This is a genomic window from Pseudomonas capsici (assembly GCF_017165765.1).
GTDB lineage: Bacteria > Pseudomonadota > Gammaproteobacteria > Pseudomonadales > Pseudomonadaceae > Aquipseudomonas > Aquipseudomonas capsici.
This window is the reverse complement of sequence record NZ_JAFGZD010000008.1, coordinates 205,426-223,884: the sequence shown is the minus strand read 5'-3', so window position 1 is coordinate 223,884 and position 18,459 is coordinate 205,426. Positions and strand designations below refer to the sequence as shown.

The 18,459-nt window shown below is 55.0% G+C and carries 14 protein-coding genes, 4 tRNA genes and 1 rRNA gene; all 19 read left to right on the top strand.

The window, feature by feature from the left end:
- Positions 1-202 precede the first annotated feature (202 nt).
- The 19 genes from rrf to fusA all read left to right on the top strand — a co-directional run bounded on the left by rrf (position 203) and on the right by fusA (position 18,453).
- A 5S ribosomal RNA gene (gene rrf / locus JSY17_RS14065) occupies positions 203-318 on the top strand.
- 132 nt (positions 319-450) lie between these two features.
- Complete coding sequence (birA, locus tag JSY17_RS14060) at positions 451-1,410, top strand: bifunctional biotin--[acetyl-CoA-carboxylase] ligase/biotin operon repressor BirA (RefSeq protein WP_206401972.1); 960 nt, start codon at positions 451-453, stop codon at positions 1,408-1,410.
- Complete coding sequence (locus tag JSY17_RS14055) at positions 1,400-2,149, top strand: pantothenate kinase (RefSeq protein ID WP_122372196.1); 750 nt, start codon at positions 1,400-1,402, stop codon at positions 2,147-2,149. Before birA ends, JSY17_RS14055 begins: the two co-directional genes overlap by 11 nt.
- Positions 2,150-2,156: 7 nt before the next feature.
- Complete coding sequence (locus JSY17_RS14050; RefSeq protein WP_117181937.1) at positions 2,157-2,582, top strand: hypothetical protein; 426 nt, start codon at positions 2,157-2,159, stop codon at positions 2,580-2,582.
- A 142-nt stretch (positions 2,583-2,724) separates the two neighbouring features.
- A tRNA-Tyr gene (locus tag JSY17_RS14045) sits at positions 2,725-2,809 on the top strand.
- 24 nt (positions 2,810-2,833) lie between these two features.
- Positions 2,834-2,907: transfer RNA gene (locus tag JSY17_RS14040), tRNA-Gly, on the top strand.
- A gap of 26 nt (positions 2,908-2,933) precedes the next feature.
- Positions 2,934-3,009: transfer RNA gene (locus JSY17_RS14035), tRNA-Thr, on the top strand.
- A gap of 171 nt (positions 3,010-3,180) precedes the next feature.
- Positions 3,181-3,256, top strand: a tRNA-Trp gene (locus JSY17_RS14030).
- Between the two features lie 46 nt (positions 3,257-3,302).
- Positions 3,303-3,671: a preprotein translocase subunit SecE gene (gene secE / locus JSY17_RS14025; RefSeq protein WP_025262063.1), complete on the top strand. Its 369-nt coding sequence runs from the start codon at positions 3,303-3,305 to the stop codon at positions 3,669-3,671.
- A 9-nt stretch (positions 3,672-3,680) separates the two neighbouring features.
- Positions 3,681-4,214, top strand: a complete 534-nt coding sequence (gene nusG, locus JSY17_RS14020; RefSeq protein ID WP_025262062.1) for a transcription termination/antitermination protein NusG — start codon at positions 3,681-3,683, stop codon at positions 4,212-4,214.
- A 122-nt stretch (positions 4,215-4,336) separates the two neighbouring features.
- On the top strand, positions 4,337-4,768 hold the full coding sequence (gene rplK, locus JSY17_RS14015; protein WP_025262061.1) for a 50S ribosomal protein L11: 432 nt from the start codon (positions 4,337-4,339) through the stop codon (positions 4,766-4,768).
- Positions 4,768-5,463, top strand: coding sequence for a 50S ribosomal protein L1 (gene rplA / locus JSY17_RS14010; RefSeq protein ID WP_117163593.1), 696 nt, complete (start codon positions 4,768-4,770; stop codon positions 5,461-5,463). Before rplK ends, rplA begins: the two co-directional genes overlap by 1 nt.
- Positions 5,464-5,656: 193 nt before the next feature.
- A complete protein-coding gene (gene rplJ, locus JSY17_RS14005; protein WP_117163592.1) occupies positions 5,657-6,157 on the top strand; it encodes a 50S ribosomal protein L10 in 501 nt (166 codons plus the stop codon).
- Between the two features lie 78 nt (positions 6,158-6,235).
- Complete coding sequence (gene rplL / locus JSY17_RS14000; RefSeq protein WP_117163591.1) at positions 6,236-6,601, top strand: 50S ribosomal protein L7/L12; 366 nt, start codon at positions 6,236-6,238, stop codon at positions 6,599-6,601.
- 220 nt (positions 6,602-6,821) lie between these two features.
- Complete coding sequence (gene rpoB, locus JSY17_RS13995; protein WP_117181938.1) at positions 6,822-10,895, top strand: DNA-directed RNA polymerase subunit beta; 4,074 nt, start codon at positions 6,822-6,824, stop codon at positions 10,893-10,895.
- A gap of 63 nt (positions 10,896-10,958) precedes the next feature.
- Positions 10,959-15,158, top strand: a complete 4,200-nt coding sequence (gene rpoC / locus JSY17_RS13990) for a DNA-directed RNA polymerase subunit beta' (RefSeq protein ID WP_117181939.1) — start codon at positions 10,959-10,961, stop codon at positions 15,156-15,158.
- A gap of 197 nt (positions 15,159-15,355) precedes the next feature.
- On the top strand, positions 15,356-15,727 hold the full coding sequence (rpsL, locus tag JSY17_RS13985) for a 30S ribosomal protein S12 (protein ID WP_002555494.1): 372 nt from the start codon (positions 15,356-15,358) through the stop codon (positions 15,725-15,727).
- 122 nt (positions 15,728-15,849) lie between these two features.
- Positions 15,850-16,320 carry a 30S ribosomal protein S7 gene (rpsG, locus tag JSY17_RS13980; RefSeq protein WP_010490886.1) on the top strand — a complete coding sequence of 157 codons (471 nt, stop codon included), beginning with the start codon at positions 15,850-15,852 and terminating at the stop codon, positions 16,318-16,320.
- Between the two features lie 30 nt (positions 16,321-16,350).
- Positions 16,351-18,453, top strand: coding sequence for an elongation factor G (gene fusA, locus JSY17_RS13975; RefSeq protein WP_117163588.1), 2,103 nt, complete (start codon positions 16,351-16,353; stop codon positions 18,451-18,453).
- Positions 18,454-18,459 lie beyond the last annotated feature (6 nt).

Genomic DNA, 18,459 nt, shown 5'->3' with positions numbered 1-18,459 from the left:
AAGCGCTGTGAGGCGTTGAGCTAACCCATACTAATTGCCCGTGAGGCTTGACCATATAACACCCAAGCAATCTGCAAGCGCAGGTTGTGGTGAGTGAAGACGATACACCGAAAGTTTGCGCCACCCACAAATGAACGAAGCAACGCCTATTACATGCCCATTCGCTGGCACGTGAGACCCTCACGGACCGGCTACCGAATTTCTTGACGACCATAGAGCATTGGAACCACCTGATCCCATCCCGAACTCAGCAGTGAAACGATGCATCGCCGATGGTAGTGTGGGGTTTCCCCATGTGAGAGTAGGTCATCGTCAAGATTCAATTCCGAAACCCCTATCTGCACACGCAGGTAGGGGTTTTGTCTTTATGGTCGAAAAACACTTTTTCGTTTCTATGCATCCCGGGCTCGCGTGGCTATTATGCGTGCCTCATTGCTAGGCGATATTTACATGATGACCTTGTTAAGGCTTCTGGCCGATGGCGAGTTTCACTCCGGGCAGGTTTTGGGTGATGTGCTCGGCGTCAGCCGAAGCGCCGTCTGGAAGCGGCTTCAACAGCTTGAGGCTGAATTGGGCGTTGAGGTTCATAAGGTGCGTGGTCGTGGCTATCGGCTCGCCAGTCCGGTTTCTCTTCTTTCTGCATCGTCCATATCGCAAATGGGGTTTCCTGCGGGCTGGGCTGTGCGTGTTGCGGACTCTGTCGACTCTACAAATGCCGAAGCGGTGCGTCAGATCAATCAGGGCGCAGCTATGCCTATGCTCGTCCTGGCAGAAAGCCAGACGGCTGGAAGAGGGCGTCGTGGTCGCAAGTGGGTGAGCCCCTTTGGTGAAAACCTGTATTACAGCCTGGCGTTGCGCGTAGATGGCGGAATGCGTCAGCTTGAAGGGCTCAGCCTGCTGGTCGGCCTTGCGGTCATGCAGGTTCTGCGTGAGTCCGGGGTCAAGGGGGTAGGGCTGAAATGGCCTAATGATGTCCTTGTTGGCAGGCGCAAGATTGCCGGCATTCTGCTTGAGTTGATTGGCGACCCTGCAGATGTGTGTCATGTGGTGATAGGGGTAGGGATCAATGTCAATATGCAGGCTTCTGCCGATGTAGATCAGTCCTGGACATCTCTGCGCCTGGAAACTGGCGCTCTTTCTGATCGCAATAATCTGGCTGTTCGTTTAAGTCAAAAGCTCGATACGTTGCTCGCCCTGCACCGTGAAAAGGGGTTTGCAGCGTTTCAGGCCGAGTGGGAGCAAGGGCACTTGTGGCAAGGATCTGCTGTTACGCTGCTCTCGGGTGCCGAGGTGGTCGAGGGTATTGTCTTGGGAGTTGATGTGCTTGGTGCGTTGCGCCTCGATGTAGGAGGCGTGGAAAAAAGCTTTAGTGGTGGTGAGCTCAGCCTGAGGTTGCGTGATGATACTTGAACTCGACTGCGGGAATAGCTTCATCAAGTGGCGTGTCATTGATGTAGGAGGTGTGGCCCGGTTTGCAGGTGGCGTCGTTGATTCCGATGGTGCGCTGCTGGAGCATCTGCAGCACCTTCCAGGATTGAAGTTGAGTGCCTGCCGCCTGGTGAGTGTCCGTAGCGCCGAGGAAACCGAGAAGCTTGTAGCTGCCCTTGTTCAGGCGTTCTCGATTCATCCTGTCTGTGCGACGCCTGCAAGAGAGCTGGCGGGGGTCGAGAATGGATACGACGACTATGAGCGCCTTGGGCTCGACCGCTGGCTTGCCTTTGTGGGGGCTTATCACATAGCCCGAAGGGCGTGCCTGGTCATTGATCTGGGGACGGCTGTGACCTCTGATTTCGTGGATGCAAATGGTCGGCACCTGGGCGGCTTCATATGCCCAGGTATGCCGTTGATGCGTAACCAGTTGCGTACCCACACACGGCGTATCCGATACGATGATGCGGCGGCCGAGCGTGCGCTGGTCAGCTTTGTTCCTGGTCGTGCAACCTCTGAGGCGGTGGAGCGCGGTTGCTCCCTGATGTTGCGAGGCTTTGCCCTGACGCAACTCGATCTGGCCCGCAATTACTGGGGGGATGATTTTTGTGTCTTCGTAACCGGCGGCGATGCGGGGCTGGTCGAGGATGTGCTTACCGATGTTCGAGTGGTGCCTGACCTGGTTTTCGTCGGTCTGGCTCTGGCCTGTCCGTTGCGCTGAGGTTTTTATGCGTTGGCTATTCCTTTTGCTGTTGATGCTCAATGCCTTCTATTACATATGGCACCAGCAAGAAGCTCCCTTGCGTGCCAAGGAAGTCCTGCCTCTGTCGTTGTACCGCGCTCCCCAGCAGGACATCCGGCTGCTCAGTGAGTCCGATATGGGGCATGCCTCTCGCGAGGAAAGCAATTGTCTGTATCTGGGAGGCTTCCCACGCCAGGAAGAGGCGCGTGCTGTCGAGCAGCGTCTGAATAGCCTGGATATACAGTCGCAGTTTCAGGTCTTGCCGTCGGGTGGTGTGACTGGCTACTGGCTCAAAGTCTCGCCTGAAAGTCGTCGCCTGGTCGGTGATGGAGTGGTCAGTCAGTTGCTCCAGGATTTTCCGCAATTAAAAAACAAAATAATGTCTTGTGAAGGCATTGCAACTGCGGATTAGTTTGCATAGAATGGCGCCCGCTTCGCAGTGAGGTGTAAACCTCGCAAGTGAAGCAGCAGTAGTCAACGCATGTAACCTCAGGTTTTTAATGAGAAAAAGGTTGACAGAAGGGCAGTAAGCATTGAGAATGCTGCCTCGCTTAGGAGGGGTTCCCGAGCGGCCAAAGGGATCAGACTGTAAATCTGACGTCTACGACTTCGAAGGTTCGAATCCTTCCCCCTCCACCATATTTAGCGCGATCTGCAAATTGCGCGGGTATAGTTTAGTGGTAGAACCTCAGCCTTCCAAGCTGATGATGCGGGTTCGATTCCCGCTACCCGCTCCATGTTTGTGGTTCTTGCAAAGTGTTTCGCTCTTGTAGCTCAGTTGGTAGAGCACACCCTTGGTAAGGGTGAGGTCAGCGGTTCAAATCCGCTCAAGAGCTCCATTGTTCAAAGGCAGATATGCAAATATCTGCCTTTGTTTTAAGTGGCTTCACTCTTGAAGTGTTGTGCTTAAAGCTTTCAGTGTCTGTCGGCAGCACTTGTTGATGGTTTCTGAATGAAGTGTTGAAAAACTCTTGTCGGGTCCGCATAATGGTCGGCCTGATTTTGCTTTTAGGTCAGTAGCTCAATTGGCAGAGCGACGGTCTCCAAAACCGTAGGTTGGGGGTTCGATTCCCTCCTGACCTGCCAGATTCCCTAGATGTAATCTGGCTTTCTTTTCACAGGATCTCCGTAGATGAATCCCAAGGCTGAAGCATCGGACTCTCGCTTTGACTCGCTGAAATGGCTCTTGGTAGTCGCTTTGGTTGTGGTTGGTGTTGTCGGTAATCAGTATTACTCGTCCGCTCCGATTCTGTATCGTGTTCTCGTGCTTCTTGTGATTGCTGCTGTTGCCGCGTTTGTTGCACTTCAAACCGGTAAGGGCAAGGCATTCTTTGTTTTGGCAAAGGAAGCGCGCGCAGAGATCCGTAAAGTCGTATGGCCTACTCGCCAAGAGACCACGCAGACCACTCTGATTGTGGTGGCTGTCGTTCTGGTCATGGCGTTGCTGTTGTGGGGGCTTGATTCCCTGCTCGGCTGGCTTGTTTCCTTGATAGTTGGCTAAGGGTGTCCCGTGGCTAAGCGTTGGTACGTAGTGCATGCTTACTCGGGTTACGAGAAGCATGTAATGCGCTCGTTGATCGAGCGTGTGAAGCTGGCAGGCATGGAAGATGGCTTCGGCGAAATTCTGGTTCCCACTGAAGAAGTGGTTGAGATGCGTAATGGCCAGAAGCGCAAAAGCGAGCGTAAATTCTTCCCTGGTTATGTCCTGGTCCAGATGGAAATGAATGAGGGTACTTGGCACTTGGTCAAGGATACTCCTCGCGTCATGGGCTTCATCGGCGGTACTGCTGATAAGCCAGCTCCAATCACCGACAAGGAAGCAGAAGCCATTCTGCGTCGCGTTGCTGATGGTAGCGATAAGCCGAAGCCAAAAACGCTGTTCGAGCCAGGTGAAGTTGTTCGTGTCACCGATGGTCCGTTCGCTGATTTTAATGGCACGGTCGAAGAAGTTAACTACGAAAAGAGCCGTATCCAAGTGGCGGTGCTCATTTTCGGACGTTCTACTCCGGTAGAACTGGAGTTCAGTCAGGTCGAAAAGGCATAACTGAGCTGGAATCCCATACCCCGCAGCCTAAGGCTGTGGGGTTTTTTCGTCACTGGGATATACGTGTAAGTAGCCGGGGAGCCCTGAATGAAGGGCGTTTGAACCCGTAATTGGAGTGCCTCATGGCCAAGAAGATAACCGCATACATCAAGCTGCAAGTGAAAGCCGCTCAGGCTAACCCTAGCCCGCCAGTTGGTCCTGCTCTGGGTCAGCACGGTGTTAACATCATGGAATTCTGTAAAGCATTCAACGCCCGTACTCAGGGTCTTGAGCCAGGCTTGCCGACTCCAGTGATCATCACTGTATACAGCGACCGTAGCTTCACTTTTGAAACCAAAAGTACCCCTGCCTCTGTTCTGCTGAAGAAAGCTGCAGGCTTGACCAGCGGCTCGGCTCGCCCGAACACCGTTAAAGTTGGCACCGTGACTCGTGCTCAGCTGGAAGATATCGCTAAAGCAAAAAGCGCTGATCTGACAGCTGCAGACCTGGAAGCGGCCGTGCGTACTATCGCCGGTTCCGCTCGTAGCATGGGCCTTAACGTGGAGGGTGTGTAATGGCTAAGTTGACCAAGCGTCAAAAGGCAATCGCCAGCAAGCTTGAAGCTGGCAAGGCTTACAACTTCGTAGACGCTGCTGCTCTGCTGACCGAGCTGTCTACCGTCAAGTTCAGCGAGTCCGTAGACGTTGCTGTTAACCTGGGCGTTGACCCTCGTAAATCCGACCAGGTTGTTCGTAGCGCAACCGTTCTGCCGCACGGTACCGGTAAAACCGTACGTGTTGCTGTCTTCACCCAAGGCCCGGCTGCTGAAGCTGCTCTGGCTGCCGGTGCTGATCGCGTTGGCATGGACGATCTGGCTGCCGAAATGAAAGCCGGCGACCTGAACTACGACGTAGTCATTGCTTCCCCTGATGCAATGCGTGTTGTTGGTCAGTTGGGTCAGGTTCTGGGTCCACGTGGCCTGATGCCTAACCCGAAAGTCGGTACCGTTACTCCTGACGTCGCTAGCGCCGTCAAGAACGCGAAGGCTGGTCAGGTTCGTTATCGCACCGACAAAAACGGCATCATCCACACTTCCGTTGGCAAGGTCGGTTTCGACGCAGTCAAGCTGAAGGAAAACGTCGAAGCTCTGATCGCTGATCTCAAGCGTATCAAGCCTGCTTCTTCGAAAGGCATTTATGTCAAGCGCGTTACCCTGAGCACCACCATGGGCCCAGGCCTGGTCATCGACCAGAGCTCCCTGGACGCGTAAGGCAGACGTAACACAGTTTTGTGTTACTAAAGATTGGGGTCCCTGCCTGGCGGGGGCTATCCAAGACCGTAGGCGACGCAAGTCTTAAACCACAAGCCTACGCAGATGGTGCTCCCGGTTCCTTACCGAATCAGACACCAAAACGACATCAGGCTCAGGCCAGATGAAACGGTAACAAGCAGGAGTTAAACCCGTGGCAATTAAACTCGAAGACAAGAAGGCCATCGTCGCTGAAGTCAACGAGGCTGCCAAAGTCGCTCTGTCCGCTGTCGTGGCTGATGCCCGTGGCGTTACAGTAGGCGCAATGACCGGACTCCGTAAAGAGGCTCGTGAAGCTGGCGTATACGTGCGTGTAGTACGTAACACCCTGCTCAAGCGCGCTGTTGAAGGTACTGAATACAGTGTCCTCAACGACGCGTTCACCGGCCCGACCTTGATCGCCTTCTCCAACGAGCATCCAGGCGCTGCTGCGCGTTTGTTCAAAGAGTTTGCGAAAGGTCAGGACAAGTTCGAGATCAAGGCAGCTGCGTTCGAGGGCAAGTTCCTCGCAGCTAATCAGATCGACGTGCTGGCAACCTTGCCGACCCGTGACGAAGCAATTTCCCAGCTGATGAGCGTGATTCAAGGCGCTACCAGCAAATTGGCTCGTACTCTGGCGGCTGTTCGCGAGCAGAAAGAAGCTGCTGCAGCCTAAGGCTGAGCGTCTTTTCTCGCGTATTTTTGTTTATTTCGATGGTCGCGTAGGCCGTCCCCCAATTCAGGAATTAGATTCATGTCTATCTCTCAAGACGATATCCTCAACGCAGTAGCCGAGATGTCCGTTCTGCAAGTCGTTGAGCTGATCAAGGCTTTCGAAGAAAAATTCGGCGTAAGCGCTGCTGCTGCTTCGGCTGGTCCAGCTGTTGCTGCTGCTGTTGTTGAAGAGCAAACCGAATTCAACGTCATGCTGACCGAAGCTGGCGACAAGAAAGTTAACGTTATTAAAGCAGTTCGTGAACTGACCGGTCTGGGCCTGAAAGAAGCCAAGGCAGTCGTTGACGGCGCTCCAGCAATGGTTCTGGAAGCAGTAGCTAAAGACGCTGCTGACAAAGCCAAAGCTGCTCTGGAAGAAGCAGGCGCCAAAGTCGAGCTGAAATAAGCATCGATTTTGAACGTCCAGCCCACGCGTTAAGCGAAAGGCTGATGGCTGGTGGCTTTTGCCACCGGCCTTTTTCCGTTACAGACGATTGGCTTTGCCAGCGTCCATAACGTGCAAAAACCACCAAGATGGTGGCGCAGACCAAGGGGTTTGCACGATTTTCTGGCTGCTTCCGTCGGGAGGGAGCCAAACAAGCAGGTGACCAAGCTGGGGAACGCTGATGGCTTACTCATATACTGAGAAAAAACGTATCCGCAAGGACTTTAGCAAGTTGCCGGACGTAATGGATGTGCCGTATCTACTGGCCATCCAGCTGGATTCGTATCGCGAATTCCTGCAGGCGGGAGCGACCAAAGATCAGTTCCGCGACGTCGGTCTGCATGCAGCCTTCAAATCCGTTTTCCCGATCATCAGCTACTCCGGCAATGCTGCGCTGGAGTATGTAGGTTATCGCTTGGGCGAACCGGCATTTGATGTCAAAGAGTGCGTGCTGCGCGGTGTGACTTACGCTGTACCTCTGCGAGTCAAGGTCCGTCTGATCATTTTCGACAAAGAGTCGTCGAACAAAGCGATCAAGGACATCAAAGAGCAAGAAGTCTACATGGGTGAAATCCCCCTGATGACTGAAAACGGTACCTTCGTTATCAACGGTACCGAGCGTGTAATCGTGTCCCAGCTTCACCGTTCGCCAGGCGTATTCTTCGACCACGATCGTGGCAAGACGCACAGCTCCGGCAAGCTGCTGTATTCCGCTCGCATCATTCCTTACCGTGGTTCGTGGCTGGACTTCGAATTCGATCCGAAAGACTGCGTATTCGTCCGGATCGACCGTCGTCGCAAGCTGCCAGCTTCCGTATTGCTGCGCGCTCTTGGTTACACGACCGAGCAAGTGCTTGAAGCGTTCTACACCACCAACGTTTTCCATGTTCGCGGTGAAAGCCTGAGCCTGGAGCTGGTTCCTCAGCGCCTGCGTGGTGAAATTGCTGTCCTCGACATCCAGGATGGCAACGGCAAGGTTATTGTCGAGCAAGGTCGCCGTATCACCGCTCGTCACATCAATCAGCTGGAAAAAGCCGGTATCAAAGAGCTGGAAGTGCCGCTGGACTACGTCCTGGGCCGCACTACCGCCAAGGTCATCGTGCATCCGGCGACTGGTGAAATCATCGCTGAGTGCAACACCGAGCTGAACACCGAAATCCTGGCAAAAATCGCCAAGGCTCAGGTCGTTCGCATCGAGACGCTGTACACCAACGACATCGATTGCGGTCCGTTCATCTCCGACACATTGAAGATCGACTCCACCGGCAACCAGCTGGAAGCCCTGGTCGAAATCTATCGCATGATGCGTCCTGGTGAGCCGCCAACCAAAGATGCTGCTGAAACACTGTTCAACAACCTGTTCTTCAGCCCAGAGCGCTATGACCTGTCTGCTGTAGGCCGCATGAAGTTCAACCGTCGTATCGGTCGCACCGAGATCGAAGGTTCGGGCGTTCTGTGCAAGGAAGACATCGTTGCCGTTCTGAAGACTCTCGTCGATATCCGTAACGGTAAAGGCATTGTCGATGACATCGATCACCTGGGTAACCGTCGTGTTCGTTGCGTTGGCGAAATGGCCGAGAACCAGTTCCGTGTCGGTCTGGTCCGCGTAGAGCGTGCTGTAAAAGAACGTCTGTCCATGGCAGAAAGCGAAGGCCTGATGCCTCAGGACCTGATCAACGCCAAGCCTGTCGCTGCGGCAGTCAAGGAGTTCTTCGGTTCCAGCCAGCTGTCCCAGTTCATGGACCAGAACAACCCGCTGTCCGAGATTACCCACAAGCGTCGTGTTTCTGCACTCGGCCCAGGTGGTCTGACTCGTGAGCGCGCCGGCTTTGAAGTCCGTGACGTACACCCGACTCACTACGGTCGTGTATGCCCGATCGAAACGCCGGAAGGTCCGAACATCGGTCTGATCAACTCCCTGGCGGCCTATGCCCGCACCAACCAGTACGGCTTCCTCGAGAGCCCGTATCGTGTTGTGAAGGAAGGTCTGGTCACCGACGAAATCGTATTCCTTTCGGCAATCGAAGAAGCGGACCACGTCATTGCACAGGCTTCGGCCGCAATGAACGACAAGCACGAGCTGATCGACGAGCTGGTAGCCGTTCGTCACCTGAACGAATTTACCGTCAAGGCGCCTGCCGACGTAACCCTGATGGACGTTTCGCCCAAACAGGTAGTTTCGGTCGCAGCTTCCCTGATTCCGTTCCTCGAGCACGACGACGCCAACCGTGCATTGATGGGTTCGAACATGCAGCGTCAGGCTGTACCAACCCTGCGTGCCGACAAGCCGCTGGTCGGTACCGGCATGGAGCGCAACGTTGCCCGTGACTCCGGCGTCTGCGTCGTGGCCCGTCGCGGTGGTGTGATCGACTCGGTCGATGCAAGCCGTATCGTTGTGCGCGTTGCCGATGACGAAGTTGAAACGGGCGAGGCGGGTGTAGATATCTACAACCTGACCAAGTACACCCGTTCGAACCAGAACACCTGCATCAACCAGCGTCCGCTGGTGAGCAAGGGTGATCGCGTTCAGCGCAGCGACATCATGGCTGACGGCCCGTCCACCGACATGGGTGAACTGGCTCTGGGCCAGAACATGCGCATAGCGTTCATGGCCTGGAACGGTTTCAACTTCGAAGACTCCATCTGCCTGTCGGAGCGCGTGGTTCAGGAAGATCGTTTCACCACGATCCATATCCAGGAACTGACTTGCGTTGCTCGTGACACCAAGCTTGGCCCAGAGGAAATCACGGCTGACATCCCGAACGTGGGTGAAGCTGCTCTGAACAAGCTGGACGAAGCCGGTATCGTTTATGTCGGTGCCGAGGTCGGCGCTGGCGACATCCTGGTCGGCAAGGTCACCCCTAAAGGTGAAACCCAGCTGACTCCGGAAGAAAAACTACTGCGCGCCATCTTCGGTGAGAAAGCCAGTGACGTTAAAGACACTTCCCTGCGTGTACCTACCGGTACCAAAGGTACGGTCATCGACGTTCAGGTCTTCACCCGTGATGGTGTAGAGCGTGATGCTCGCGCACTGTCCATCGAGAAGTCGCAACTCGACGAGATCCGCAAGGATCTGAACGAAGAGTTCCGTATCGTCGAAGGCGCTACTTTCGAGCGTCTGCGTGCAGCTCTGGTTGGTCGCGTAGTTGAAGGCGGTGCTGGTCTGAAGAAAGGCCAGGAAATCACCGATGAGGTTCTGGACGGTCTTGAGCATGGTCAGTGGTTCAAACTGCGCATGGCTGAAGATGCTCTGAACGAGCAGCTCGAAAAGGCCCAGGCTTACATCGTTGATCGTCGTCGCCTGCTCGATGACAAGTTCGAAGACAAGAAGCGCAAGCTGCAGCAGGGTGATGACCTTGCTCCGGGCGTTCTGAAAATCGTCAAGGTCTACCTGGCAATCCGTCGTCGCATCCAGCCGGGCGACAAGATGGCCGGTCGCCACGGTAACAAAGGTGTGGTCTCCGTGATCATGCCGGTTGAAGACATGCCACACGATGCCAACGGCACACCGGTGGATATCGTACTCAACCCGCTGGGCGTACCTTCGCGTATGAACGTTGGTCAGATTCTCGAAACTCACCTGGGCCTCGCGGCCAAGGGGTTGGGCGAGAAGATCAACCGCATGATCGAAGAACAGCGTAAAGTTGCCGAACTGCGCAAGTTCCTCAACGAGATCTACAACGAAATCGGTGGTCGTCAGGAAAGCCTGGACGATCTGTCCGACAAGGAAGTTCAAGATCTCGCGCAGAACCTGCGCAATGGCGTGCCGATGGCTACTCCGGTCTTCGACGGTGCCAAAGAGCGTGAAATCAAGGCAATGCTCAAGCTGGCAGACATGCCGGAAAGCGGCCAGATGCAACTGTTTGACGGTCGTACCGGCAACAAGTTTGAGCGCGCTGTAACTGTTGGCTACATGTACATGCTGAAGCTGAACCACTTGGTGGACGACAAGATGCACGCGCGTTCCACTGGTTCTTACAGCCTGGTTACCCAGCAGCCGCTGGGTGGTAAGGCGCAGTTCGGTGGTCAGCGTTTCGGGGAGATGGAGGTCTGGGCGCTGGAAGCATACGGCGCGGCGTACACTCTGCAAGAAATGCTCACAGTGAAGTCGGACGATGTGAACGGTCGGACCAAGATGTACAAGAACATCGTGGACGGCGATCACCGTATGGAGCCGGGCATGCCCGAGTCCTTCAACGTGTTGATCAAAGAAATCCGTTCGCTCGGTATCGATATCGATCTGGAAACCGAATAACACGTGACGCGATCGGGGGCAGGGCGGTATTGCCTGCTCCTTGCTCCGCCAGGAGGAAAGGCCTTGAAAGACCTACTGAATTTGCTGAAAAACCAGGGTCAAGTCGAAGAATTCGACGCGATCCGTATCGGGTTGGCGTCGCCTGAGATGATCCGTTCGTGGTCGTTCGGTGAAGTTAAAAAGCCGGAAACCATCAACTACCGTACGTTCAAGCCTGAGCGTGACGGCCTGTTCTGCGCCAAGATCTTTGGCCCGGTCAAGGATTACGAGTGCCTGTGCGGTAAGTACAAGCGCCTGAAGCATCGTGGTGTGATCTGCGAGAAGTGCGGCGTTGAAGTTGCACTGGCTAAAGTTCGTCGTGAGCGCATGGCTCACATCGAGCTGGCTTCGCCTGTTGCCCACATCTGGTTCCTGAAGTCCCTGCCGTCCCGTATCGGCCTGCTGATGGACATGACCCTGCGTGATATCGAGCGCGTTCTCTATTTCGAGAGCTATGTCGTTATCGATCCAGGCATGACCACTCTTGAAAAAGGTCAGCTGCTGAACGACGAGCAGTATTTCGAAGCGCTGGAAGAGTTCGGTGACGACTTCGATGCCCGCATGGGTGCCGAGGCGGTCCGTGAACTGCTGCACGCTATCGACCTGGAGCACGAGATTGGCCGTCTGCGTGAAGAAATTCCGCAAACCAACTCCGAAACCAAGATCAAGAAGCTGTCCAAGCGTCTGAAACTGATGGAAGCCTTCCAGGGCTCGGGCAACCTGCCTGAGTGGATGGTCCTGACCGTTCTGCCGGTTCTGCCGCCAGATCTGCGTCCTCTGGTTCCGCTGGATGGCGGTCGCTTCGCGACTTCCGACCTCAACGATCTGTATCGTCGAGTGATCAACCGTAACAACCGTTTGAAGCGCCTGCTGGATCTGTCTGCTCCAGACATCATCGTGCGCAACGAAAAGCGCATGTTGCAGGAAGCTGTCGATGCTCTGCTCGACAACGGTCGTCGTGGCCGCGCCATCACCGGTTCCAACAAGCGCCCTCTGAAATCCCTGGCCGACATGATCAAGGGTAAGCAAGGTCGTTTCCGTCAGAACCTGCTCGGTAAGCGTGTTGACTACTCCGGTCGTTCGGTAATTACCGTTGGTCCGACCCTGCGTCTGCACCAGTGCGGTCTGCCAAAGAAAATGGCTCTCGAGCTGTTCAAACCGTTCATTTTCGGCAAGCTGGAAATGCGTGGTCTGGCCACGACCATCAAAGCTGCCAAGAAAATGGTCGAGCGCGAGCTGCCAGAGGTCTGGGACGTTCTTGCCGAAGTGATTCGCGAACACCCGGTCCTGCTCAACCGTGCACCGACCCTTCACCGTCTGGGCATCCAGGCGTTCGAACCGGTTCTGATCGAAGGTAAGGCGATCCAGCTTCACCCTCTGGTCTGTGCGGCATACAACGCCGACTTCGACGGTGACCAGATGGCCGTTCACGTACCGCTGACGCTGGAAGCCCAGCTCGAAGCGCGTGCGTTGATGATGTCGACCAACAACATCCTTTCGCCTGCGAACGGTGAGCCGATCATCGTTCCGTCGCAGGACGTTGTACTGGGTCTGTACTACATGACTCGTGAAGCGATCAACGCCAAGGGCGAAGGTCGTGTGTTTGCGGATCTGCAGGAAGTCGACCGCGTATTCCGCGCCGGCGAAGCGGCTCTGCATGCCAAGGTCAAGGTTCGTATCCACGAAACGATCAATGATCGTGATGGTGGCAGCGTCAAGAACACCCGTATCGTCGACACCACTGTCGGCCGTGCGCTGCTGTTCCAGGTGGTTCCGGCCGGCCTGTCCTATGACGTCGTCAACCAGCCGATGAAGAAAAAGGCGATCTCCAAGCTGATCAACCAGTGCTACCGCGTGGTTGGTCTGAAAGAGACCGTTATTTTCGCTGACCAGCTGATGTATACCGGTTTTGCCTATTCGACCATTTCGGGTGTATCGATCGGTGTTAACGACTTCGTTATCCCTGATGAAAAAGCCCGCATCATCGATGCTGCTACCGAAGAAGTTAAAGAGATCGAAAGTCAGTACGCCTCGGGCCTGGTAACTCAGGGCGAGAAGTACAACAAGGTGATCGACCTCTGGTCCAAGGCCAACGACGAAGTCTCCAAGGCGATGATGTCGAACCTCTCGAAAGAGAAGGTTGTCGACCGTCACGGTGAGACCGTTGACCAGGAATCGTTCAACTCGATGTACATGATGGCTGACTCCGGTGCACGGGGTTCCGCTGCACAGATTCGTCAGCTGGCCGGTATGCGTGGTCTGATGGCCAAGCCTGACGGCTCCATCATCGAGACGCCGATCACTGCGAACTTCCGTGAAGGTCTGAGCGTACTCCAGTACTTCATCTCGACTCACGGTGCTCGTAAAGGTCTTGCGGATACCGCATTGAAAACTGCGAACTCCGGTTACCTGACCCGTCGTCTGGTGGACGTTGCCCAGGATCTGGTCGTTACCGAAGTCGATTGCGGTACCGAGCATGGCCTGCTGATGACTCCGCACATTGAAGGCGGTGACGTTGTAGAGCCTCTGGGTGAGCGCGTTCTGGGTCGAGTCATCGCCCGTGACGTATTCAAGCCGGGTACCGAAGACGTCATCGTGCCTGCCGGCACGCTGGTAGACGAGAAGTGGGTCGAGTTCATCGAGCTGAACAGCATCGACGAAGTGGTTGTTCGTTCGCCGATCAGCTGTGAAACCCGCTATGGCATCTGCGCCAAGTGCTACGGTCGTGATCTGGCTCGTGGTCATCTGGTCAACATCGGTGAGGCTGTCGGCGTAATCGCTGCCCAGTCGATCGGTGAGCCGGGTACCCAGCTGACAATGCGTACGTTCCACATCGGTGGTGCTGCAAGCCGTACTTCGGCTGCCGACAGCGTCCAGGTCAAGAACGGCGGTACTGTCCGTCTGCACAACCTGAAGCACGTTGAGCGTGTGGATGGTCACCTGGTCGCCGTGTCGCGTTCCGGTGAGCTGGCCATCGCTGATGACTTCGGTCGTGAGCGTGAGCGTTACAAGCTGCCTTACGGTGCAGTGATTTCGGTGAAGGAAGGCGACAAGGTCGACGCTGGTTCGATCGTGGCCAAGTGGGATCCGCACACCCACCCGATCGTTACCGAAATGAAAGGTACCGTGACCTACGTAGGCATGGAAGAAGGCATCACGATCAAGCGTCAGACAGACGAATTGACCGGTATGACCAACATCGAAGTGCTTGATGTCAAGGATCGTCCAGCTTCCGGTAAAGACATTCGTCCTGCCGTGAAGATGGTTGGTCTGGATGGCAAGGATCTGCTGCTGCCAGGTACTGACGTACCGGCCCAGTACTTCCTGCCTGCCAACGCCCTCGTCGGTGTGGCGGACGGTGCGCAGATCGCGATCGGTGATGTTATCGCTCGTATTCCGCAAGAAACTTCGAAAACCCGTGACATCACCGGTGGTCTGCCGCGTGTTGCCGACCTGTTCGAAGCCCGTCGTCCGAAAGAGGCGTCGATTCTTGCTGAAGTCAGCGGCACCATCGCGTTCGGTAAAGAGACCAAAGGCAAGCGTCGTCTGGTCATCACTCCGAACGACGGTAGCGATCCGTACGAAGAGCTGATCCCGAAATGGCGTCACCTGAACGTGTTCGAAGGTGAGCAGGTCAACCGTGGTGAAGTTATTTCCGACGGTCCTAGCGATCCGCACGACATCCTGCGTCTGTTGGGTGTCAGCGCTCTCGCCAAGTACATCGTCAACGAGATCCAGGACGTTTATCGTCTGCAAGGCGTGAAGATCAACGACAAGCACATCGAGACCATCCTGCGTCAGATGCTGCGTAAAGTTGAGATTGCCGAGTCTGGCGATTCCAGTTTCATCAAGGGCGACCAGATGGAGCTGACTCACGTTCTCGTAGAGAACGAGCGTCTGAGCACGGAAGACAAGTTTGTCTCCAAGTTCACTCGTGTATTGCTGGGTATCACCAAGGCTTCCCTGTCCACCGAGTCGTTCATCTCCGCGGCCTCCTTCCAGGAGACAACCCGCGTACTGACCGAAGCGGCTGTGACCGGCAAGCGTGACTACCTGCGCGGCCTGAAGGAAAACGTTGTTGTGGGTCGTCTGATCCCGGCTGGTACCGGTCTGGCATATCACAGCGAGCGTAAGCGTCGCCGCGATATCGACAAGCCGTTGCGTGTCAGCGCGAGCGAAGTAGAAGCCGCTCTGACTGAAGCGTTGAACTCCAGCGGTAATTAAGAGTAAAGCCTCGGCATTTTTCATCCAGCGACTACAGCATCGTGCTGTGCTCGCCGGATGAAGAGGTCGGGGCTTTGTCTTGACTGGGGGCAGGATCCTCTTTAGACTCTTGTACCCCTAAATTTGGCGGGGCTTACGCCCTGTCATTTGCTTTCTTGTAAGACAATAGCGTCGCAAGACAACAGTGGAGCTAGTAGATGGCAACTATCAACCAGCTGGTACGTCAGCCGCGTAAGCGTATCGTCGAGAAATCCGACGTGCCTGCGCTGCAGAACTGCCCGCAACGTCGCGGTGTGTGCACTCGTGTGTATACCACCACGCCGAAAAAACCTAACTCGGCATTGCGTAAAGTCTGCCGTGTGCGCCTGACCAACGGTTTCGAGGTTTCCTCGTACATCGGTGGTGAAGGTCACAACCTGCAAGAACACAGCGTGGTACTGATCCGTGGCGGTCGTGTAAAAGACTTGCCAGGTGTTCGTTATCACACCGTTCGTGGTTCTTTGGATACTTCCGGCGTCAAAGGTCGTAACCAGGGTCGCTCGAAATACGGTACCAAGAAGCCTAAGTAGTATTCGGCTTCTGATTGAGTTTGCAGATTTCTATTTTTCTGAGTCGATAAGAGTAAGGTCGGACGCATTCCTCCGGGGATGGTGGTTCCGAGCTAACCTGAAGACCGTTTGAGGGCTTATCCATGCCAAGAAGACGCGTAGCAGCCAAGCGCGAAGTGCTTGACGATCCAAAATACGGAAGCCAAATCCTGGCCAAGTTCATGAACCACGTGATGGAAAGCGGCAAGAAAGCCGTTGCCGAGCGTATCGTTTATGGCGCGCTGGACAAGGTTAAAGAACGCAAGAACAGCGACCCCCTGGAAATCTTCGAGAAAGCTCTCGACGCCATCGCTCCGCTGGTCGAAGTGAAGTCGCGCCGTGTAGGCGGTGCTACTTACCAGGTTCCGGTTGAAGTTCGTCCGTCCCGTCGTAATGCATTGGCAATGCGCTGGCTGGTAGACTTCGCGCGCAAGCGTGGCGAAAAGTCTATGGCTCTGCGTTTGGCTGGCGAACTGTTGGACGCCGCCGAAGGTAAAGGTGCTGCAGTTAAGAAGCGTGAAGACGTGCACCGTATGGCTGAAGCTAACAAAGCTTTCTCGCACTACCGCTTCTAATTCCGGCGTCACTAATTTTGCGAGGGCTTTATGGCTCGTACTACTCCGATTAACCGCTACCGTAACATCGGTATCGTTGCTCACGTGGATGCTGGCAAAACCACAACCACCGAGCGCGTCCTTTTTTACACTGGCGTAAACCACAAGATGGGCGAGGTGCATGATGGCGCCGCGACCATGGACTGGATGGTTCAAGAGCAGGAGCGGGGTATTACCATTACTTCCGCTGCAACCACAGCCTTCTGGGCTGGTTCTGCCAAGCAATTCGACAAGTATCGCTTCAACATCATCGATACCCCCGGCCACGTTGACTTCACTATTGAAGTAGAGCGTTCGCTGCGTGTTCTCGACGGTGCTGTCGTGGTTTTCTGCGGTACTTCGGGCGTTGAGCCTCAGTCGGAAACCGTATGGCGTCAGGCCAACAAATACGGCGTTCCGCGTCTTGTTTATGTAAACAAGATGGACCGTGCCGGTGCGAACTTCCTGCGCGTGATCGGTCAGATCAAGCAGCGTCTGGGTCACACTCCAGTGCCAATCCAGTTGGCTATCGGTGCAGAAGACAATTTCCAGGGTCAGATCGATCTGATGACCATGGAAGCTGTTTACTGGGATGATGCTGACAAGGGTATGGCTGCTCGTCGCGAAGCGATCCCTGCTGAACTGCAGGAATTGGCTGAAGAGTGGCGCAGCAACATGGTTGAGGCTGCTGCCGAAGCCAGCGAAGAGCTGATGAACAAGTACCTCGAAGGTGAAGAACTTTCCATCGAGGAAATCAAGGGCGCACTGCGTCAGCGCACAATCGCTGGCGAAATCGTTCTTGCTGTTTGCGGTTCTTCCTTCAAGAACAAGGGTGTTCCCCTGGTTCTCGACGCCGTTATCGACTACCTGCCAGCGCCGGTCGACATTCCTGCCATCAAGGGTTCCGACCCGGATGACGAGACTGTTGAAATGGAGCGTCATGCAGACGACAACGAGCCTTTCTCGGCTCTGGCGTTCAAGATCGCTACCGACCCATTCGTGGGTACCTTGACCTTTGCTCGTGTTTACTCGGGCGTGTTGAGCTCCGGCGACGGCGTGATCAACTCGGTAAAAGGCAAGAAAGAGCGCGTGGGTCGTATGGTGCAAATGCACGCAAACACTCGTGAAGAGATCAAGGAAGTTCGCGCTGGTGACATCGCGGCCCTGATCGGCATGAAGGACGTCACCACCGGTGATACCCTCTGCTCCGCTGACAAGCCAATCATCCTGGTTCGCATGGACTTCCCGGAGCCGGTTATTTCGGTTGCCGTTGAGCCAAAAACCAAGGATGACCAGGAAAAAATGGGTATCGCTCTGGGCAAGCTTGCTCAGGAAGACCCGTCTTTCCGCGTCAAGACTGATGAAGAGACTGGTCAAACGATCATCTCTGGCATGGGCGAATTGCACCTGGACATCCTGGTTGACCGGATGCGCCGTGAGTTCAATGTCGAAGCCAACATCGGTAAACCACAAGTTTCCTATCGTGAGAAGATCACGAAGGCTTGTGAGATCGAAGGCAAGTTCGTTCGCCAGTCCGGCGGTCGTGGTCAGTTTGGCCATTGCTGGATCCGTTTTGCTCCTGCTGACGAAGGTCAGGAAGGTCTGCAATTCTTGAACGAAGTGGTTGGTGGTGTTGTTCCTAAGGAATACATCCCTGCTATCCAGAAGGGCATCGAAGAGCAGATGAAGAACGGTGTTGTTGCCGGCTATCCGCTGATCGGCCTGAAGGCTACCGTTTTCGATGGTTCTTACCACGACGTCGACTCCAACGAGATGGCGTTCAAGGTGGCGGCCTCCATGGCGACCAAGCAACTGGCTACCAAAGGTGGCGGTGTTGTTCTTGAGCCGATCATGAAGGTTGAAGTTGTAACACCTGAGGACTACATGGGTGACGTGATGGGAGACCTGAACCGTCGTCGTGGTCTGATCCAGGGTATGGAAGATACGGTTTCCGGCAAGGTTATCCGCGCCGAAGTTCCGTTGGGTGAGATGTTCGGTTATGCGACCGACGTCCGCTCCATGTCTCAGGGTCGCGCGAGCTACTCTATGGAATTCTCCAAATACTCCGAAGCTCCGTCGAATGTCGTCGAAGCTATCGTTAAAAAACAAGGCTGATTCAGC